General features: G+C 58.9%; 18 protein-coding genes. 16 read left to right on the top strand and 2 right to left on the bottom strand.

Going from position 1 to position 19,329, the window contains the following annotated elements:
* Positions 1 to 4: 4 nt before the first annotated feature.
* On the bottom strand, positions 5 to 454 hold the full coding sequence (locus tag ACR0A1_RS18115; protein WP_170398152.1) for a c-type cytochrome: 450 nt from the start codon (positions 452 to 454) through the stop codon (positions 5 to 7).
* Positions 455 to 726: 272 nt separating this feature from the next.
* Between ACR0A1_RS18115 and ACR0A1_RS18110 the strand changes: the two genes are divergently transcribed.
* A complete protein-coding gene (locus ACR0A1_RS18110; RefSeq protein WP_480754806.1) occupies positions 727 to 1,839 on the top strand; it encodes a Hint domain-containing protein in 1,113 nt (370 codons plus the stop codon).
* A gap of 15 nt (positions 1,840 to 1,854) precedes the next feature.
* Here the strand turns inward: ACR0A1_RS18110 and ACR0A1_RS18105 are convergent, their stop codons facing one another.
* Positions 1,855 to 3,045, bottom strand: coding sequence for an NnrS family protein (locus tag ACR0A1_RS18105; protein WP_170398149.1), 1,191 nt, complete (start codon positions 3,043 to 3,045; stop codon positions 1,855 to 1,857).
* A gap of 242 nt (positions 3,046 to 3,287) precedes the next feature.
* Here ACR0A1_RS18105 and ACR0A1_RS18100 point away from each other — a divergent pair, with 242 nt between their 5' ends.
* The 15 genes from ACR0A1_RS18100 (at position 3,288) to nosZ (ending at position 19,327) form a co-directional block, all read left to right on the top strand.
* Positions 3,288 to 4,964 carry a cytochrome D1 domain-containing protein gene (locus ACR0A1_RS18100; RefSeq protein ID WP_170398146.1) on the top strand — a complete coding sequence of 559 codons (1,677 nt, stop codon included), beginning with the start codon at positions 3,288 to 3,290 and terminating at the stop codon, positions 4,962 to 4,964.
* Between the two features lie 125 nt (positions 4,965 to 5,089).
* Positions 5,090 to 6,874 (top strand): NapC/NirT family cytochrome c, encoded by a 1,785-nt coding sequence (locus ACR0A1_RS18095; RefSeq protein WP_170398143.1) that lies wholly within the window; start codon positions 5,090 to 5,092, stop codon positions 6,872 to 6,874.
* Positions 6,875 to 6,928: 54 nt separating this feature from the next.
* Entirely contained in the window at positions 6,929 to 7,330 is a 402-nt protein-coding gene (locus tag ACR0A1_RS18090) for a plastocyanin/azurin family copper-binding protein (RefSeq protein WP_170733819.1), read from the top strand.
* A gap of 189 nt (positions 7,331 to 7,519) precedes the next feature.
* Positions 7,520 to 8,281 (top strand): uroporphyrinogen-III C-methyltransferase, encoded by a 762-nt coding sequence (cobA, locus tag ACR0A1_RS18085; protein ID WP_170566650.1) that lies wholly within the window; start codon positions 7,520 to 7,522, stop codon positions 8,279 to 8,281.
* On the top strand, positions 8,274 to 8,645 hold the full coding sequence (locus tag ACR0A1_RS18080) for a c-type cytochrome (protein ID WP_170566648.1): 372 nt from the start codon (positions 8,274 to 8,276) through the stop codon (positions 8,643 to 8,645). Before cobA ends, ACR0A1_RS18080 begins: the two co-directional genes overlap by 8 nt.
* The gene (locus tag ACR0A1_RS18075; RefSeq protein WP_480868673.1) at positions 8,642 to 9,787 is read left to right on the top strand and encodes a cytochrome D1 domain-containing protein; all 1,146 of its coding nucleotides are present in this window, start codon (positions 8,642 to 8,644) and stop codon (positions 9,785 to 9,787) included. Before ACR0A1_RS18080 ends, ACR0A1_RS18075 begins: the two co-directional genes overlap by 4 nt.
* A gap of 1 nt (position 9,788) precedes the next feature.
* The gene (ahbB, locus tag ACR0A1_RS18070) at positions 9,789 to 10,778 is read left to right on the top strand and encodes a siroheme decarboxylase subunit beta (protein WP_170398130.1); all 990 of its coding nucleotides are present in this window, start codon (positions 9,789 to 9,791) and stop codon (positions 10,776 to 10,778) included.
* A complete protein-coding gene (locus tag ACR0A1_RS18065) occupies positions 10,775 to 11,224 on the top strand; it encodes an AsnC family transcriptional regulator (RefSeq protein ID WP_170648296.1) in 450 nt (149 codons plus the stop codon). Before ahbB (ACR0A1_RS18070) ends, ACR0A1_RS18065 begins: the two co-directional genes overlap by 4 nt.
* Positions 11,221 to 11,703 (top strand): siroheme decarboxylase subunit beta, encoded by a 483-nt coding sequence (gene ahbB / locus ACR0A1_RS18060; RefSeq protein WP_170513573.1) that lies wholly within the window; start codon positions 11,221 to 11,223, stop codon positions 11,701 to 11,703. Before ACR0A1_RS18065 ends, ahbB (ACR0A1_RS18060) begins: the two co-directional genes overlap by 4 nt.
* 3 nt (positions 11,704 to 11,706) lie before the next feature.
* Complete coding sequence (gene nirJ / locus ACR0A1_RS18055) at positions 11,707 to 12,921, top strand: heme d1 biosynthesis radical SAM protein NirJ (protein WP_480868671.1); 1,215 nt, start codon at positions 11,707 to 11,709, stop codon at positions 12,919 to 12,921.
* Entirely contained in the window at positions 12,896 to 14,449 is a 1,554-nt protein-coding gene (locus ACR0A1_RS18050) for a cytochrome D1 domain-containing protein (protein WP_480868669.1), read from the top strand. Before nirJ ends, ACR0A1_RS18050 begins: the two co-directional genes overlap by 26 nt.
* Positions 14,406 to 14,669, top strand: coding sequence for a hypothetical protein (locus ACR0A1_RS18045; RefSeq protein ID WP_170398115.1), 264 nt, complete (start codon positions 14,406 to 14,408; stop codon positions 14,667 to 14,669). The genes ACR0A1_RS18050 and ACR0A1_RS18045 overlap by 44 nt, the downstream gene beginning before the upstream one ends.
* 102 nt (positions 14,670 to 14,771) lie before the next feature.
* On the top strand, positions 14,772 to 15,236 hold the full coding sequence (locus ACR0A1_RS18040) for a DUF2946 family protein (RefSeq protein WP_170398112.1): 465 nt from the start codon (positions 14,772 to 14,774) through the stop codon (positions 15,234 to 15,236).
* A gap of 17 nt (positions 15,237 to 15,253) precedes the next feature.
* Positions 15,254 to 17,404 carry a 4Fe-4S binding protein gene (locus ACR0A1_RS18035; RefSeq protein WP_480868768.1) on the top strand — a complete coding sequence of 717 codons (2,151 nt, stop codon included), beginning with the start codon at positions 15,254 to 15,256 and terminating at the stop codon, positions 17,402 to 17,404.
* A gap of 15 nt (positions 17,405 to 17,419) precedes the next feature.
* Positions 17,420 to 19,327, top strand: coding sequence for a TAT-dependent nitrous-oxide reductase (nosZ, locus tag ACR0A1_RS18030; RefSeq protein WP_170466506.1), 1,908 nt, complete (start codon positions 17,420 to 17,422; stop codon positions 19,325 to 19,327).
* Positions 19,328 to 19,329: the final 2 nt, after the last annotated feature.

Raw genomic sequence — 19,329 nt, 5'->3', positions numbered from 1 at the left:
TTTCTCAGCCTGCCTCGTTGGGCGGCCAGCCCTGCGCATCGATGTTGTCCGTCCAGATCAAGAAGTTGGTCAGATCGCGGATCTCTTCGTCGCTGAGGTTGAAATTGGGCATCTGCCGACGACCGGGAATGCCGGTCGGTTGCGCCTCCATCCAGCCCTTGAGCGCTTCAAAGGCCGATTCCGGGTCGTCCAGCACACCCCAGCGGGTCATCACATTCCCGACTTCCGGCGCGTAGTAGGCGCCCTCGCCCAGGATCGTGTGACAGTTGATGCAGGCATGTTTTTCCCAGACATGTTTGCCCCGAACCACACTGTCATCAAGCTTCGCCGAATTCTCGGAGTTGACGATGTACCAGTGCGAGTGGGCCGACAGGGCCAGGAAGATGAGGATGAAGAACAGTGACCCGCCATAGAATATGTTGCGAGCCATGCTCTTTGTCATGACTTCTCGCATTGCGCTCTCCTTTGCGCAGATTAGCTAGTCTGATGACAATGGCGGGTGGGTCGCAGGGCTGCCTTAACGAAAGTCAAGCATGCCAAAGTAAGCGCGGAATTGGACACCTGTGGTCATAATTGCGTCAGTATCACTAAAATGCCCTCAGATTGCCTTGAAAAATAGTACTTAGAACAGCATGTTTCCGGACGTTCGAAAAGTTGAAGCGAGCGTTCTCGATTTATTGGTGAATAGAGGTGCTTAGATGGCACCTGAAGCGTGGTGGTTAAAGAATGGCGAACTACTCATACATCGGATACGCACCCGGCGTCATTACGGTGAATACAATTGGGCCTGATACGATCACCCTGGACGCAAGCTATGACCCTGCGACGGACCGAAGGGTATTCAATGTTGAGGACGAGGCCGGTGGTTTCATTCGAAATGGGTTTGGCCCGCCAGTTCCCGATACCGGGGATGTTTTCAACGGCGACAGATTCAACAACGAAAATGGCGACGACGATACACAGACCGGAACGGTAACAAACCTTGATGGTTCGACAACGTTTCTGAGCGGCGACATCTATCTGGAAGAATCCTACATTCTGACGAATCCCGGCGGTGGGACAATCACTGTGTACCTTGTCGAGGTTGAAGGAACCAACGCTGGCTACATAACCTCTGAGCCCCTAGATCCCGGGGTGACGTATTCGATGAGCGTCGTCAACGTTACACCGAGCAACGCACCGGACACGACTGACCCCGGTTCCATCGTTGATGTTCCTTGTTTCTCAGCCGGAACGCTTATTGCGACGCCTGATGGTGATGTCGCGATAGAAACGCTTTCCGCTGGTGACAAGGTTGTCACCTTGGATCATGGACCACAACCAATTCGCTGGATCGGCGCGCGCGCTCTGGATAGGTCTGAATTTGCGCTCAATCCCAAGCTGCGCCCGATCCGAATCGCAGCGGGCAGCCTGGGAAGCAACCTGCCGCGACGTGATCTGTTGGTCTCGCCGCAGCATCGCATGTTGATCCGTTCGAGTATCGCCGTTCGCATGTTCGACAGCGAGGAGGTTCTGGTCCCAGCCCATAAGCTGGTCGGCATACCCGGCATAACCGTCGACGAGACAGCTCAGGGCGTGGTGTATTTCCATATTCTGTTCGACCGGCATGAGATCGTGCTGGCGGAAGGCGCGCCGTCAGAAAGCCTATTCACAGGCAAGCAAGCCTTGAAAGGAATACAGCCCGAGGCGCTGGCCGAAATTGTTGCGCTCTTCCCAGAGTTAGCTTTGCCAGACCATCAACCAATCGCAGCCCGCCAGATTCCAAAACGCGGAAGACAAATCCATACTTTGCTGCAACGACATATTAAGAATGACAGGGCGTTGCTCCGACCTTCTTGATCTAAGAACCGTTGCTCAGGCCGCTAGACGTGGCCCGGTCAACGCGGGCCACATCGCCACCAGATACAAGACGATGGCGCATATCCACAGCCCATCTGAGGCCAGCATCGCAACCAGATATCCCTGGCCAAACGCCGACCCGACCCAGCGCAAAACTGCGGCTGCCGCCATCAAACCGTAAGCGATCGCCATGGGTGGCGGGGCCACGAGGGCACGGCCACTATGGCCGAGGGCGGCCCGACTCATCACGGCAAGGGTCATGCCGCCGACGCAACCAATGCCCAGAACATGCAGCGCCCCGATCTCGCTGCCGAACCCCTGCACAGCCAGCCCCCACAGGATCAGGCCCAGCGCCAGCATGCCCAGCCCCAGATGCAACGCGATCAGGATCGGCTGCCGCAGTGCCCAGCGTGCGCGCCAACGTGCCATGCGCAGGATCTGAGCAACGCCAAGCATTAGCGCGATAGCGCCTGATACAGGTGCGATTCCAAAGACGAGTACGCTCAGCGGCAGTGACAGTGCAAGCCCCATGGCGGCTTTATCAAACGCTCCTACCGAAATAGGCCAGTTGGATTCGGGCTCTCCCGCGCGTTTCATCGCATTTCGGGTGAAAGCTGGCGTAATGCGCCCGCCAAGTATCGCGATTAGGCTACAGAGCGTCAGCAACCCCGCCCGCAATCCGATGTCCAGCGTATCGCTGGTCACACCGATCCACTCTAAATGGGTTAACAAGTTGGCAATCCAGATCGCACTGAGCAGCAAAAGGAATACCATGTTCTGCGGTTTGGGGCGTCGGATCAGCTGAGTAGCAATCTTTGCCGCCAGAATTGGAACAAAGACCAGATCGAACACAGCGACCAGAACAGGCGGCAGCGCACCGGAGAACCACATCGCTACCCGCCCGGCCAACCAGAGACCTGCGGCCAGCATGATGAACCTGGCGCGCGCCTCTGGGGTCCCGGTCCAGTTGGGAACAGCCGTCAGAAAGAACCCGCCCAGAGCTGCTGTGGCATAGCCAAAGATCATCTCATGCGCGTGCCACATTGGGGGACTCATGGAATAGGTTGGGTCTTCGTATCCGACCAACCCGGTCTGCGTCATCAACCAAAAACCCCACGCGCCTCCCGCGAACAGACCAAAAAGTCCGGCGGACAGGAAAAAGATGCGAAACCCCTCGCCCAATACGCGCGCGATCACTGCCGACATGCCTGTTCTCCTCGGCCTCAATGGCTGTTGGAACAGGTTTAGCAAGGCCGACCAGTGATGGACTTAACCGAAATCAAGCATCCGAAAAACATGTCCCTGAAACTCAGGTTTTCCCTTTGTTTTATGGCTCATTATAGCCCGTCAATTTCCAATTTGCGCGCGCTCCGTTGACTTTCGTCAAGGATGACAAACGCGTGATGTTTCACCCTAGGACCTGCCTCACCAGCAAATGGAGAGTGATCATGTCACTTGGAATCAGCTACAACAGAACTGGCCGCGCCTTAGGGGTCGGTTTGGCAATGTTGCTGGGCAGCGTCGCTGCGCCAGTCTTTGCCGAAGAGCCAACCCTGAGCAAGGAAGCCTTTGAATCATCAAAACAACTTTACTTTGAACGCTGCGCCGGTTGTCACGGTGTGTTGCGCAAAGGGGCAACCGGCAAAAGCCTTGAGCCGCTGGTTGAAACGAAGAATGACGATGGTACCGTAACCGAGTCGGGCACCCTGAAACTGGGGCAGGAGCGGCTGGAAAAAATCATCGCATGGGGCACCGAAGGCGGGATGAACAACTTCTCGGACGTGATGTCCGAAGAAGAAATCCGCGATATGGCGACCTACATCCAGATGGAGCCACCCCAACCGCCAGAAATGTCGCTTGAGCAGATGATGGCGACCCGCAAGGTCTATGTCGAACCCGAAGACTACCCGACCGAACCTCTGCATGGCCGCAACTGGGAAAACTTCTTTGTCGTCATCGAACGTGACGTGGGCAAGGTGGCCGTGATTGATGGTGACACCAAGGAAGTGCTGGCGCATATCCCGACCGGTTATGCGGTGCACGTTCTGAAAGCCTCGGAACACCACAAATTGGAAGAACCGGAAAACCCAGGCCGCTTCTGGTACACCATGGGCCGCGACGGGAAGATGACCAAGATCGACCTGTGGCAGAACCCCGAGAACATGCTGGTTGCCGAGGTTACCATTGGTTATGACGCTCGCGACGTGGCGGTATCGGGTGACGGTAAATACGTCATCGGTGGCGCCTATTGGCCCCCTCATTTCGCCATCGTCGACGCCGAAACCATGGAGCCGAAAAAGGTTGTCTCGACCCGTGGCTACAACGTGGACGGGGATTATGTAGAAGAGGCCCGTGTGGCCGCCATCTACACCACCCCGAACGAGCCCACATGGATCGTCGCCGTCAAGGAGCTCGGTCAGCTTTGGCAGGTGGACTACTCCGATCTGGACAACCTGCGGATCGACAAGATCGACAGCGCCAAGTTCCTGCATGACGGGTTCTTTGATCCGACCGGCCGTTATTTCCAGATCGCCGCAAACGCGTCGAACAAGATGGTCGTGGTCGATACCGAGACTCACAAGCTGGAAGCTATGATCGATACCGCGCCGCTGCCGCACCCCGGCCCGGGCGCCAACTGGGATGACCCGAATTGCGGTCCTGTTGCCGGTACGACCCACTTGGGCGAAGGCACGGTTACCGTTTGGGGCAACGACCCCGAAGGCCGCCCGGACGATGCCTGGAAAGTCTGCTACGAGGTGGAAACCGACGGACCCGGTCTGTTCATCCGGACCCATCCGAACTCGGACTACATCTGGGCCGACCAAACCAAGCACCCCGAGCCTGAGATCCAGCAATCGGTGCAGGTCATCGACAAGGCAACCGGTGAGATCGTGAAAACGATCCAGATCACAGAAGAGGAAGGCAACGTCGCCGTTCACTTCGAGTTCAACCAAGACGGATCCGAGGTTTGGGTGTCCAAGTGGAACCGCTCGACCTCGAAAGAGCCAAATGGAGAGATCGTGATCTTCGACGCCAAGACGCTGGAAGAGATCGGCCGCGTGAAGGGACTGTTTGCACCCACCGGCAAGTTCAACGTCTACAACCGTTCGAACCACGTCACCTGACGGGTTTTGTACTCAGCACCGGAAAGGGCGGGCCCCTCGCCCGCCCTTTCCTCGTTTGACTCATCAGCCAAATCCACAGGCCTGACATCCAGGGCCAGCAAAAGAAGCCAAAACGGAGACCGGATATGACCTCCGAACCGGAAAAGAAAAAACCAATCTGGCGCCGATATTTCCTGTGGGGAATGCCCGTGGCCGGGATCGCTGCGGCCTTTGCCGCCGGCATCATCTTCTGGGGCGGGTTCAACACCGCTATGGAAGCTACCAACACCAAGGAATTCTGCGTCTCGTGCCACGAGATGCGAGACTTCGTTTACGAAGAATACACCGGCACAATCCACGACGTGAACCGTTCGGGCGTAGGCGCGGTCTGTTCCGACTGTCACGTGCCCAAGGATTGGACTCACAAGATCATCCGCAAGATCAAGGCGTCCAAAGAGCTGTATGGCAAGGTGGTCGGCACCATAAACACGCGCGAGAAATTCGAAGCCAAGCGCGTGCATCTGGCTATGAATGAATGGGAGCGGATGAAATCCACGGACTCGCGCGAGTGCCGCAACTGCCATGACTTCGAGTCGATGATGCCCGAGTTCCAGAAACCCCGCGCCCGTCAGCAGCACCTAAACGCGATGACTGTCGGTCAGACCTGTATTGACTGCCACAAGGGGATTGCGCACTCGGACGCCCGCGACCGGGCCGACGAAGAGTATCTGGAAAAGCTTGAAGCGCCGAACCCAGATTTCATTCGCGAAATCCCGGCCGAATACCTGGCAAGTCTCGAACGCATCGAAGCCAAGGAAGCTGCCGATGCCGAGGCTGAGAAAGCCGCGCGTGTAGCCCAGCAAGAGGCCGTACAGGCCCAGATCGCAGCAGCGGTTGACGCAGCCGTCGCGGAAGAGCGTGCCAAAGCTTCTGGCGAAGATGCCGCAGCCCCGGCAGGTGGCGGCAGCGATGTTGGCACAAATATCGATTGGGCCGCTGTCCCCGGTGCAGATATGAAACTGTTCTATCCTGGTCAGGCCTCGTTTGAATGGGTTCAGAACGGCAGATCCCACGGCGGAGCACGTCCTTTGACCAAGGGCGGAGACAAGTGCACCACCTGTCACGCTGCCGAACTGGACGCGATCGGCAACAAGATCGTGGCCGGTGGGGATCTGGAACCAACCCCGATCCCGGGCAAACGCGGCGTGATAGACGCCACCGTTCAAGCCGCGCATGATGATGAGACCCTCTATATCCGTCTGCAATGGCCGGATGCGGGCCACAACCCCGCCCCCTTTGTCGATGGCGGCAAGATGGACCCGGACAACCAGATCAAGGTGGCCATGATGATCACCGGCACTGGGATTGAGCTGGGCGATCAGGTCGGCTGCTGGGCCTCGTGCCATGCAGACAACAGCTACATGCCCTTTGACCCGGGTGCCGAGGCGATTGCCGCAAATGGCGATGTCTCGGGTCGGCTGAGCACGCAGGACACTGTGACCAAATACATCAGCGAAAGCCGCACCGAGGTCGAGATCAAAGGCCGCCGCGGTAAGGCGCTGGGTGGCTGGGACAAGCTGCAGGCCGCCGATCAGATCGAGCAGTATTTGGCCGATGGCACCTATCTGGATCTGATGCGCGTCTACGCGGACGGCAGCGCCACCAACGGCTATCTGCTGGAACAGCGCGTGGTCAATGACGGTGAGATCGCCGCCTCGGCCAGCCTTGATGCAGGTATGTGGACCGTGGTCTTCACGCGCCCATTGAACTCGGGCGCAGCTGGTGACGTGCCGCTGGAGGCCGGTCAGACCTATACGGTGGGCTTTGCCATCCACGATGACTTTGCCGCCGCACGGTTCCACCACGTGACGCTGGATACCAGCCTGGCATTGGACGACGACAACGCCTTTATCAACGTCGTCAAACAATAAGGAAGAGGGGCCGGGCGATCCGGCCCCTTCCGCTTAAAAGAGGAGACTTGGACAATGAAACCCAAACACCTTCTCCCTGCGCTGCTGCTTCTGGCCGCGCCCGCATGGGCAGAGGACACCGCCGCGCTTTGTGCCGAAGCCGAAGAGCGCTATGTCGAGCTGTTCGACCAGCCCTCCTCCGCCGTTGAGGATGCCGATGTGGTGCTGATGTACAAATACACGTTCTGCCCAGCCGAGCTAACCGTGAAACCGGGCACAACCGTGCGCTGGGTGAATGTCGATAAGCGCACCAGTCACTCGGTCCTGCTGAAAGACGGCAGCGAGCCCGAAAGCGACCGTTTGTTTCCTGAGGAGACGGTTGACCTGACCTTCCTCACCCCGGGTCCACAGGACTATCTGTGTGGCCCACATTGGGAGACACAGAACATGATCGGCATGATCACCGTCGAACCCTGAGCCGAGGCAATCATACAGGCAAGCCGAAAGGAGCGCGGGGCAATTCCCGCGCTCCTTAACTTTAGTCAAGGAGGTTCCTTTCCGATTACGCCAGTCTGGCCGCATGACACGCCCGGCTCACCCAGCAACGTCCCCTGATCGCGCAGGAATTCCGGGCTCCGAAGACATTCAGACCAAGCGAGTTTGCACATGAGCGGTAAGGTTTTTCTGATTGGCGCAGGCCCCGGTGACCCCGAACTGATGACCCTGCGTGCGCTGCGGATGCTGCAAGAGGCGGACGTGGTGGTCTATGACCGTCTGGTCTCGGCCGATATCCTCAATCTGCACGCTGATGGCGCACGGCTGATCCCGGTTGGGAAGGCCCCCAAGTGTCATACCGTGCCGCAGGATCGCATCAACGAAATCCTCGTCGAGGAAGCCAGCGCCGGTCACACCGTTGCTCGCCTCAAGGGGGGTGACCCGATGATCTTCGGACGCGGCTCGGAAGAGGCCGCGCACCTGATGGCAAACGGAATCCCAGTCGAATACGCGCCAGGCATTACCGCAGCGCAGGGGGCATCCTGTTCGACAGGCGTGCCGCTGACCCATCGCGGGTTGGCGACATCGGTGCAATATGTCACCGGGCACCGACAGGCCGACAAGGTGCTGGATCTGGATTGGAAACGTCTGGCCGACCCGGACTCGACCTTAGTCGTCTATATGGGCGTCGCCAATATCGGCCAGATCGCCATGGGACTGATGACCGAGAACCTGCCCGGCTCAACTCCGGTTTTGGCGGTTGGCAAAGCGACCACACCTGATGAGCGCCGGATGGTATCCCGGCTGGATCGGCTGGCCGCTGATGTGCGCAAGGCCGGGCTAAAGGCGCCCACGCTGTTCATCATCGGCAAGGTAGTTTCACTTTACGCAGAACGGCCTTTGGCCGACCTTTTGGAGCAGGCGCATGGCTAAGTTCGGTTCCAGAAGGCCGGCACAGCAACCGGCTGTGAGAGGACGCAAAGGATGGGCGGCACGTGCTGTTCTCACTTCCGCAGTGCTTGTTGCCACCACGGCCTTCGCTGCTGACACACTTGACCCCAACGCACTGAAACGCCTTGTCCATCAGGATTGCGGCTCATGCCATGGGTTATCGCTGAAAGGCGGCCTCGGCCCCGATCTGCGGTCCAAAACACTGGAACACTACGATGCCGAGGTACTGACCGGCGTGATCCTCGACGGCATCCCCGACACCGCGATGCCCCCATGGCGGCCCTTGATCAGCGAAGAAGAGGCCGAATGGATCGCCCGTTACCTGCTGGCACAGGAGGCACAATGAAACAGCTCATCCTTACCCTCGCCGCCACCCTTATGATGACCACCGCCCAGGCTGAACCCACGGCGACCGGCGACCTAGGACTTGTGATCGAACGCGCCAAGGGCTCGGTTCTTCTGGTGGACCAATCCGACCGCGCAGCGCTGGCGCGGATCGAAGGTCTGGGCGATCTGTCCCATGCCTCGCTGGTCTATTCACCCGATGAACGCTTTGCCTATGTATTTGGACGAGACGGCGGCCTGACTAAGGTGGATATCGTCACCCGCCAGATCGTGAACCGGGTCGTGCAGGCGGGCAACGCCATTGGCGGTGCCATTTCGGATGACGGCGAGCTGGTCGCTGTATCGAATTATGAACCTGGCGGTGTGCGCGTCTTCGATGCGGACACGCTGGAGATGGTCGCGGACATTCCTACCGACAGCAAAACCATCGGATTGGTCGATGCACCCGGCCGCCGGTTTGTTTTTACCATGTGGGACACGGGCGAGACCTGGATTGCTGATTTCTCCAACGGCGCACCCGCGATCACCAAGATCCTCGAAATGGGCAAGAACCCATATGACGCGCTGATCACCGCCAATGGCCGCACCTATATCACCGGCTTGTTTGGCGAAGATGGCCTGACCGCGCTGGACCTTTGGGCCGAGACGCCCGAACCCATCCGAGTGCTGCCCAACTATGGGCGCGGGCAAGAGGAGATGCCGGTCTACAAGATGCCTCACCTCGAAGGCTGGGCGCTGACCGGGCGCGAGTTCGTACTGCCTGCCGTCGGCCATCACGAGGTGCTGTGGATCGATGCTGAATCACTGACCGAGACCGGGCGCACCAAAACCTATGGTCAGCCAGTCTTTGCCATGGCGCGTCCTGACGGGCGGCAGGTTTGGGTGAACTTTGCCCACCCTCTGAACGACACCATTCAGGTTATTGATTCTGTGACCAAGGAGATCATTCACGAATTCAAACCCGGCCCTGCCGTACTGCATATGGAGTTCACTCCGCGAGGGCATGAGGTCTGGATCAGCGTGCGCGACGCCAACAAGGTTATGGTCTACGACACGCAAACGTTTGAAAAACTGCGCGAGATCGACGCCGACAGCCCATCCGGCATCTTCTTCACCGCTCGGGCGCACAGAATGGGGCTTTGACATGCAACACATCACCGATCCCATCGACCGCCGTTTGCTGGACGAGTTTCAGCGCGACTTTCCGATAACAGAGCGTCCGTTTCAGGTGTTGGCGTCTTTGCTAGGGCTGGACGAAGCCGAGGTGATTGATCGCCTAACTCGCATGCAGGCCACCGGGCGGATTACACGCGTGGGTGCCACCATCGCTCCGGGCGCGGTTTCGGCCAGCACCTTGGCCGCTGTTGCGGCCCCCGAACATCGGTTGGAAGAGATTGCAGCCCTGATCGACGCCGAACCGGGCGTGAACCACAACTACCAGCGGGAGGATGACTGGAACCTCTGGTTCGTCGCAACCGGCCCGGATCGCACCCATGTCGATGACACCCTTGCACGGATATCGCAGCGTTCCGGACTGCGGGTTCTGGACCTGCGCCTCGTACGTCCATTCAACGTCGATTTGGGCTTTCGTATGTCGGGAAAAACACGCAATGTTCCTGGCCTTCGTAAGGTGGATCGCTCAGCCATGCAGCCCGGAGATCGCGAGTTGCTGCAGGCGCTCAGCTCGGGCCTGACCCTGACAGAGATTCCTTATGCCGCCTTGGCACAAACGCTGGGCAGAGATGATTCCGACGTAATGGGGCGTATCGAAGCGCTGCAAACAGCAGGCATAATCTCTCGTCTCGGGGTTATCGTGCGCCACCGGGCGCTCGGCTGGTCAGCCAATGCGATGGTTGTTTGGGACATGCCGCCCGAACAGGTGGACACGGCTGGACCGGCGCTGGCGGCCTATCCCGGCGTGACGCTTTGCTATGAGCGCAACCCGGTCAAGGATGTCTGGCCCTATCGCCTCTATTCCATGATCCATGCACGCTCGCGCCCCGAAGCGATGGAGGTTCTGGCCGCAGCCGCCGCTCTGCCCGAACTGGCAGGCGCACGGAACAAAGTGCTGTTTTCGACCCGTTGTTTCAAACAGACCGGCGCGTTGATCCAACCGAAAGAGGCAGCCGCATGACTATGGACGCGACCGACCGCGTAATCCTGAACCGGATGCAGGATGACCTGCCGCTGACCGCGCATCCCTTTGCCAGTGTAGCCCAGGAACTTGGGATTCCCGAAGACGAACTCCTAACCCGTCTCGCACGAATGAAAGAGCAGCGGATCATCACACGTTTCGGCCCGTTTTTCGACGCCGCTGCAATGGGTGGAGCGTTCTGCCTGTGCGCCATGGCCGTGCCAGAGGATGAATTCGACACCGTCCTGACCAAAGTCAATGCGCACGCCGAGGTTGCCCATAATTATGAGCGTACGCACCGGCTGAACATGTGGTTCGTGCTGGCTACCGAAACGCCTGAAGGGATCGAGGCCGCCGCTGATGCGATCGAACGGGAAACGGGGATCGAAGTTCTCCGTTTCCCCAAACTACAGGAATTTTTCATCGGCTTCCGGGTGGCAGCATGATCGACGTTCAGGACAGAGAAATAATCGAAGCGCTGCAAAGCGGCCTGCCGCTTGTGCCAGCGCCTTATGCAGCCGTTGCCGAAAAGCTTGGGTTGGACGAGGATGCCCTTTTGTATCGTCTGGCAGAGCTGAAATCCCATGGTGTTATCCGCCGTATCGCCGCCGCTCCGAACCACTACAAGCTGGGGATGACGGCAAACGGGATGACTGTTTGGGATGTAGACGACAGCCAGATTGCGGAATTGGGCACTCAGATCGGGGCGCTGCCCTTTGTCACCCACTGCTACGAACGTCCCCGCGCCCTGCCCGATTGGCCCTATAACCTGTTCGCCATGGTTCACGGTTCTGACCGGGACGAAGTCGAGAAAAAACGCGCCGAGATCTTCGCAATTCTGGGCGATGCCTGCCGGGCCAAGGACATCCTCTATTCCACGCGCATCCTGAAGAAGACAGGGCTGCGGTTGAAAAAGAAAGGCTGAGACATGTTCCGCCTGACCGAATACATGCAGCAGCTCGTCAAACCGACACCGGTGCGCAGACGCCGTCCCGGCCCGGTGAAGCCGGTAGTGATCTGGAACTTGACGCGGCGCTGCAATCTGAAATGCCGCCACTGTTACACCGTTTCAGCAGATGTCGCGTTCCCCGGTGAGCTCAGTCACGAGCAAGCCATGGTAACCCTTGAGGATCTGGGCCAATTCCGCGTCCCGGCCCTGATCCTCTCGGGTGGGGAACCGCTGGACCGGTTCGATTTCTTCGACATCGCCAAACGCGCCCGCGATCTGGTGCCGATGCTGGCACTGTCGACCAACGGTACGCGGATTTACGACGAAACCGCCGACATGATCGCCGACGTGGGCTTCAACTATGTCGGCATTTCGCTAGACGGGATCGGGGCCACGAATGACTGGTTCCGGGGCGTCGAAGGGGCTTTTGCCGATGCTCTGCGCGGCGTACGCGAATGTAAGAAACGCGGTATCAAGGTGGGCCTGCGGTTCTGCCTGACCGAAGGTACGCAACATCACCTGCCTGACCTGCTGCAACTGTGCGACGATGAGGGTGTCGACAAGTTCTACCTGTCTCACCTCGTCTATGCCGGGCGCGGTGACAAGAACCGAGGCGAGGATGCCGAGCATTTGCGCACCCGTAAGGGTTTGGATTTGTTGTTGGAACGTGCGTGGGAAGCCGTCTCGGGCGGCCGTCCGCTGGATATCGTGACTGGCAATAACGATGCCGATGCCGGGTATTTCCTGAACTGGGTTCGGTCGCATTTCGACCATGACAAAGCTGCCAATGTGCGGGAACATCTTGCGGCGTGGGGTGGCAACTCTAGCGGTTTGGGCGTGGCCAATATCGACAACCTCGGCCGCGTGCATCCCGATACCTATTGGTCCGATTACAATGTTGGCAATGTGAAGACCAAATCGTTTTCGGAACTCTGGACCAGCGATGACCCGATGCTCGCCATGCTGCGTACCCGTCCGCGTCCTTTGAAGGGGCGTTGCGGGGCCTGTCAGTTAAAGGATGTCTGCGGTGGCAACACCCGCATCCGTGCCTTGCAACTGACCGGCGACCCGTGGGCCGAGGACCCGGCCTGCTATCTATCAAACGAAGAAATCGGCGTGCAGGGGGCAGGCGAGCGTCTGCAGGTCACGCCGTTCCGAGGGAAAAGCCATGATCCGGCGCATCAATTCTTTTGACACCTTGAAAATCGGCACATTCTGCTCGCTGCTGCTGACTGGCGCAGCTTGGGCTGATGCACCTTCGGATTATGCCGAATTCTGTGCCTCATGCCATGGTGAAAACCGTCTGGGTGGGGTCGGTCCGGCACTGATCCCCGAGACGTTGAAACGGATGCGTGGGCCACGCGTGGCGGAGGTGATTGCCGAAGGGCGTACGGCCACCCAGATGCCTGCGTTTTCGCACGAGTTGGACGCGTTGCAGATCGAGGAACTGGCGGGATGGTTGAAATCTCCGCTGGAGACCGATCCCGAATGGGGCGAGGCCGATATCATGGCCAGCCGGACTCTGGATGATGAGTACGTATCGGTTGACGCGCCTGTCTGGGACAGCGACCCGATGAACATAACGCTGGTGGTGGAAACAGGCGATCATCATGTCAGTGTGCTGGACGGCGATACGTTCGAGGTTCTGGATCGGTTCGAAACCCCGTTCGCCGTGCATGGTGGGCCGAAGTTCAGCCCCGATGGGCGCTATGTCTTCATCATGTCGCGCGATGGCTGGGTGCAGAAATATGATATCTGGGCGCTGAAACAGGTGGGCCGCGTGCGTGCGGGGTTGAACAGCCGCAACATCGCCATGTCGGGTGACGGCAAATGGGTGGCAGTAGCGAACTATTTACCTAACTCACTAACCCTGCTGTCGACAGAGGACTTGTCGGTCGCGAAAGTCATTGAAGTCAAAAGCAAAAAGGGCGTTCCCAGCCGTGTTTCCGCCGTTTATCAGGCACCACCGCGCGAAAGCTTTGTTCTGGCGCTGAAGGATGTCCCCGAGATTTGGGAGGTGTTCTACGGGGCCAACCCGCCGCAATCCGGTATTGGCCACGATTTCCGCATTGAGGGGCAGTTCAAGAATCCTGACCCGTTCCCCGTGCGCAAGATCACCACGCCTGATTATCTGGACGATTTCTTTTTCGATCAGAGTTATGAATACGTTATGGGCGCCTCGCGTGATGGCAAGGGCGGGCAGGTGATTGATCTGGTGATCGGTCATAAGATCGCAGATCTGGACCTGCCGGGGATGCCTCACTTAGGTTCGGGGATCACCTGGCAGCAGGGCGACACCACCGTGATGGCTACGCCGCATCTGACCGATGGCACGGTCTCGGTGATTGACATGGGAACATGGGAAACCGTCAAGCGGATCAAAACCGAAGGGCCAGGATTTTTCATGCGCAGCCATGAGAACTCGCCTTACGTCTGGGCCGATGTGTTCTTTGGCCCGAACAAGGATGCCATACACGTGATCGACAAGCAAAGCCTTGAAATCGTGAAAACTTTGCGCCCCGCCCCAGGCAAGACCGTGGCGCATGTAGAATTCACCAAGGATGGTAGTCACGCGCTGGTTTCGATCTGGGAAGATGACGGCGCGGTGATCGTCTATGACGCGCAAACGCTGGAAGAGGTCCGCCGCCTGCCGATGCGCAAACCGTCTGGGAAGTACAATGTCTGGAACAAAATCACCTTCTCGGAAGGCACCAGCCACTGAAGGCAAATGGCCGGTCTGGAAGCTGGCCATCCTGCTTTATCCTGCCACGGCTCTGACCGTGGCCATCAACCTGTTTCTGGCTGGGCTGATCCTGCACAGCGCGGGGTTTGGTGCCATTGAACCAGTACCTGCGATCTTATGGTCCATCCCCTTGGGCGTGCCCGCCTCATGGCTGGCAGGGCGCTGGGTGCGTGGCCTGATGGATGAGGCAGACGATTGATTTGAAAAGAAAATCAGAAATTTGCTTCACCTAACCTAAGTCAAGTCGCGACTCGGTAGAATCCAATACCCCAAAGGCATAGCTTTCCGAGTCGGAGACTCCATGCCTGCCCTGATCCCTCTGCACAATCTCCCTGTACGCGCAACTCGCGCGGCATGTGGGTTGGCAGGCATATTCCTTCTGTTGTTGCAGGCCTTTGGACCGGTGCTGGCGAGTCCCGGTGAAAGTGTCTGGATGGAGATCTGCTCGGAAGGCGGCGCGGTCTGGGTTGAAGTTGATCTTGAGGAGGACACCGAAGACCCGACCGCGTACTGCCCAAAATGCGCCGATTGCGCGCTGTGCGCTGTCACCAGTGCAGCGCCCGCACCCGAGCTGGTGCAGATACCGCAAATCGGAAACTTCCGTGTTGTACAGCTTCAGAACAGCAAATCTTCCATGTTGTACAAGTCGCATAAGCTGTGGCCCGAAACCCGGGGACCTCCGCGCCCGACCCAAGAAACTGCTGAACGCACCCTGCGCGCGTCCATGGCGTCCACCCTAAGTATCGGAGGTGCGCCGTGGTCGTAAGTCGCGCAATCCACATAATGCTGGCCCTTGCCCTGTCCTGCCTGATGGCGATCAGTGCCCATGCCGACAGCCTCGCCAGCTTCCTGCCCGAGATTGAACCCGCCGATCTGGCCCCCGGTGCTGATGCCATTGGGCCGGTCCGCGATGACGTTCCGGTTGCACCCGTTCTGAAGGCCGGCGAGACCGTTGCCTGGGCCTTCCTAACCTCTGACTTCGTTGGCACCACCGGCTATTCCGGCAAACCGATCCATGTGGTCGCCGCCATCGATGATCAAGCGGTGCTAACGGGTGTGCAACTGGTCAAACACTCGGAGCCCATCGTTCTGATTGGCATCCCCAACGCGCGCATGGTTGAGCTGACCGAAGGCTATGCCGGTCTGGACTTGAAGGTTGAGGCTGAAACCGGCGGTGAGGGGCATGACCTCGATATCATCTCGGGGGCCACCGTCACGATCATGGTGATTGATGACAGTCTTGTGCGCGGCGGCATCAAGGTGGCGCGGGCGCTGGGGTTGGGCGGTTTGTCTCCGCTGCAGGCCGATGGGCCGAAACGTGAAGTCGATCTGGCGCAGGATGCGGTATACGACTGGACCACCCTGTCCGGCGACGGCTCGGTCCGGCGACTAACGCTGGATATCGGGCAGGTCAACGCTGCGTTCGAAGCCACCGGAGATCAGCGCGCCATCAAACGCCCTGAACCCGGCGAACCCGATGACACCTATATTGATATGCATATGGCGTTGGTATCCGTGCCGTCGATCGGCAAGTCGCTGCTGGGTGAGGCCGAATATCAAAACATGGTCGACTGGCTGGACGAAGGCGAGCAGGCCATTCTGGTGCTGGGGCGTGGGGCCTACAGCTTCAAGGGCTCGGGCTATGTGCGGGGCGGTATCTTTGACCGGATACAGCTGATCCAAGGCGACAATTCGGTCCGGTTCTTTGACAAGCAACAGCGCCGGTTGGGCAAGGTTGCGGCAGCGGATGCGCCCACCTTTACCGAGTTGGACATCTTCAAAATCCCCGCTGAGGCCGAGTTCGACCCGGCCGAGCCCTTCCGCATGCAACTGTTGGCGCAGCGGGCTGTGGGCGCGGTTGAGAAGACCTTTCTGACCTTCGATCTGGGCTACAAACTGCCCGAGCAGTATCTGCTGCCCGTTACGGCCCCTGTAGTCGTCGATGACGCCACCGGCGAGGCAGCAGCCAAGGCCGCGCTTTGGAAGCGCATCTGGAAGGATCGCACGATTGAGATCGGGGTGCTGGGCGTCATGCTTTTGGTGCTGACAGCGACATTCTTCTTCCAGTTCCACGCCACCATGAACGCCCGCGTCTTCTATTGGTTCCGCATCGGATACCTGACCATGACGCTGTTCTTCATCGGCTGGTACGCCAATGCGCAGCTGAGCGTGGTGAACCTGATGGCGCTGGCAGGCAGCTTGCGCACCGGCTTCTCCTGGGATGCCTTCTTGCTGGACCCGTTGGTCTTCATCCAATGGTTCGCTGTCGCTGCCGCGCTGCTGTTCTGGGGTCGGGGTGCTTATTGCGGCTGGCTGTGCCCGTTTGGCGCGCTGCAGGAACTGACCAACAAGATCGCGCGGGCCTTCAAGGTGCCGCAATGGACACTGCCCTGGGGCCTGAATGAGCGGCTCTGGCCCGCGAAATACATGATCTTCCTCGTGCTGTTCGGGATCAGTTTTGTCTCGATCCCGCTGGCTGAAACCTATGCCGAGGTCGAGCCGTTCAAGACCGCGATCATTCTGAAGTTCATGCGCGACTGGCCCTTCGTGGTCTTTGCGCTGACCCTGCTGGGGATCGGGCTGTTCATCGAACGGTTCTATTGCCGCTATCTCTGCCCCTTGGGTGGTGCGCTGGCGATCCCTGCCCGTATCCGCATGTTCGACTGGCTGCGCCGCTACAAGGATTGCGGCACCCCCTGTCAGACCTGCGCCAACGAATGCCCCGTTCAGGCGATCCACCCCACCGGTGAGATCAATCCGAACGAGTGCGTCACCTGCCTGCATTGTCAGGTGCTCTACCAGTCCGAGGACAAATGTCCCGTCGTTATCCGCCAGTTGAAACGGCGGGCCAAGACAGGGTCGGTTCAACCGAAAACCCCCCTCGGACAACCACCGGCGAACCATCCGAACGCCAAACCGCAAACCGTTTCCTAAAAAGGAGGAACGATCATGTCGGAACACGATAAGAAACTGAACGTCACACGCCGCGGACTGCTGGGTGCATCTGCAACCGGCGCCGTGTTGGCCGGAACCGGTCTGGGCAGCACCCTGATGACCGCGAAAGAGGCCAGCGCCGCCGCCAATGCCGCGCTGGAGCCCGGCGAGTTGGACGAATATTACGGCTTCTGGTCCTCGGGTCAAACCGGCGAGGTGCGTATCCTCGGCGTGCCGTCGATGCGCGAGTTGATGCGCATTCCGGTATTCAACCGCTGCTCGGCCACCGGCTGGGGCCAGACCAACGAGTCGCTGAAGATCCTGACCGAAGGGCTGCTGCCAGAGACCAAGCAGTACCTGGCCGCCAATGGCAAAGTCACCTACGACAATGGCGACCTGCACCACCCGCACATGTCCTTCACCGATGGCACCTATGATGGCCGCTATTTGTTCATGAATGACAAGGCCAACACACGCGTCGCGCGCATCCGCTGCGACGTGATGAAATGCGACAAGATCATCGAAATCCCGAACGCGCATGACATCCACGGTCTGCGTCCGCAGAAATACCCGCGCACCGGCTATATCTTCGCCAATGGCGAACACGAGGCCCCGCTGGTCAATGATGGCGAGATCCTCGATGATCCGTCGCAATATGTGAACATCTTCACTGCCATTGATGGTGATACGATGGAGATCGCATGGCAGGTGATGGTGTCGGGCAACCTCGACAACACTGACTGCGACTATCAGGGCAAATACGCATTCTCGACCTCGTATAACTCGGAAATGGGTATGAACCTGGCCGAGATGACCGAGAATGAGCTGGACCACGTGGTCGTGTTCAACCTGAAAGGCATCGAAGACGCGATTGCTGCTGGCAACTATCAGGAGCTGAACGGCGTCAAGGTCGTGGACGGGCGCAAAGAGGCGGGCGGTAACCTGACCCGTTACATCCCGATCCCGAACTCGCCGCACGGAGTGAACGCAGCACCCGACAAGAAACACATCATGATCAACGGCAAGCTGTCCCCGACCGTATCCGTGATCGATGTGGAAAAGGTCGATGCGCTGTTTGCCGACAATGCCGATCCACGCTCGGCCATTGTGGCGGAACCGCAGCTGGGTCTTGGCCCGCTTCACACCGCGTTTGATGGCAAAGGCAACGCCTACACCACCCTTTTCCTGGACAGCCAGGTGGTGAAGTGGGACATCGCCAAGGCCATCGAAGCCTACGGTGGTGCGGATGTTGATCCAATCCTCGACAAAGTGGATGTGCATTATCAGCCGGGCCACAATTCGACCTCGATGGGCGAAACGGCTGAGGCTGATGGCAAGTGGCTGATTTCGATGAACAAGTTCTCGAAAGACCGCTTCCTGAACGTCGGGCCACTGAAGCCGGAAAACGAGCAGTTGATCGATATCTCGGGTGATAAGATGAAGGTGGTCCATGACGGCCCGACCTTCGCGGAACCGCATGACTCGATCCTCGTGCACCGGTCCAAGGTGAACCCGGTCAATGTCTGGGATCGCAACGATCCGATGTGGGAAGAAGCGCGCCAGCAGGCTGCCGCCGATGGTGTGGACCTTGAAGAGGGCGCCGAGGAGCCGATCCGCGATGGCAACAAGGTGCGGGTCTACATGACCTCGACCGCGCCGGTGTTCAGCCTTGAGAAGTTCACCGTCAAACAGGGTGACGAGGTAACGTTGTATGTCACCAACCTGGATGACGTGGATGACGTGACCCACGGGTTGTGTCTGTCGAACTTCGGCATCGCGATGGAGGTTGCGCCGCAGGCCACCGCCTCGGTCACCTTCATTGCCGACCGTCCGGGCGTGCACTGGTTCTATTGCCAGTGGTTCTGCCACGCGCTGCACATGGAGATGCGCGGCCGGATGTTCGTTGAGCCGCGGAGCGCATAACC

Source organism: Ruegeria sp. D6, from assembly GCF_056534365.1.
This window is presented reverse-complemented; position numbering and strand designations above follow the sequence as displayed.

Coding starts and splice junctions, on each gene's coding strand:
- ACR0A1_RS18115 (WP_170398152.1), bottom strand. CDS start 454: ATGCGAGAAGTCATGACAAAGAGCATGGCTCGCAACATATTCTATGGC.
- ACR0A1_RS18110 (WP_480754806.1), top strand. CDS start 727: ATGGCGAACTACTCATACATCGGATACGCACCCGGCGTCATTACGGTG.
- ACR0A1_RS18105 (WP_170398149.1), bottom strand. CDS start 3,045: ATGTCGGCAGTGATCGCGCGCGTATTGGGCGAGGGGTTTCGCATCTTT.
- ACR0A1_RS18100 (WP_170398146.1), top strand. CDS start 3,288: ATGTCACTTGGAATCAGCTACAACAGAACTGGCCGCGCCTTAGGGGTC.
- ACR0A1_RS18095 (WP_170398143.1), top strand. CDS start 5,090: ATGACCTCCGAACCGGAAAAGAAAAAACCAATCTGGCGCCGATATTTC.
- ACR0A1_RS18090 (WP_170733819.1), top strand. CDS start 6,929: ATGAAACCCAAACACCTTCTCCCTGCGCTGCTGCTTCTGGCCGCGCCC.
- cobA (WP_170566650.1), top strand. CDS start 7,520: ATGAGCGGTAAGGTTTTTCTGATTGGCGCAGGCCCCGGTGACCCCGAA.
- ACR0A1_RS18080 (WP_170566648.1), top strand. CDS start 8,274: ATGGCTAAGTTCGGTTCCAGAAGGCCGGCACAGCAACCGGCTGTGAGA.
- ACR0A1_RS18075 (WP_480868673.1), top strand. CDS start 8,642: ATGAAACAGCTCATCCTTACCCTCGCCGCCACCCTTATGATGACCACC.
- ahbB (WP_170398130.1), top strand. CDS start 9,789: ATGCAACACATCACCGATCCCATCGACCGCCGTTTGCTGGACGAGTTT.
- ACR0A1_RS18065 (WP_170648296.1), top strand. CDS start 10,775: ATGACTATGGACGCGACCGACCGCGTAATCCTGAACCGGATGCAGGAT.
- ahbB (WP_170513573.1), top strand. CDS start 11,221: ATGATCGACGTTCAGGACAGAGAAATAATCGAAGCGCTGCAAAGCGGC.
- nirJ (WP_480868671.1), top strand. CDS start 11,707: ATGTTCCGCCTGACCGAATACATGCAGCAGCTCGTCAAACCGACACCG.
- ACR0A1_RS18050 (WP_480868669.1), top strand. CDS start 12,896: ATGATCCGGCGCATCAATTCTTTTGACACCTTGAAAATCGGCACATTC.
- ACR0A1_RS18045 (WP_170398115.1), top strand. CDS start 14,406: ATGTCTGGAACAAAATCACCTTCTCGGAAGGCACCAGCCACTGAAGGC.
- ACR0A1_RS18040 (WP_170398112.1), top strand. CDS start 14,772: ATGCCTGCCCTGATCCCTCTGCACAATCTCCCTGTACGCGCAACTCGC.
- ACR0A1_RS18035 (WP_480868768.1), top strand. CDS start 15,254: ATGCTGGCCCTTGCCCTGTCCTGCCTGATGGCGATCAGTGCCCATGCC.
- nosZ (WP_170466506.1), top strand. CDS start 17,420: ATGTCGGAACACGATAAGAAACTGAACGTCACACGCCGCGGACTGCTG.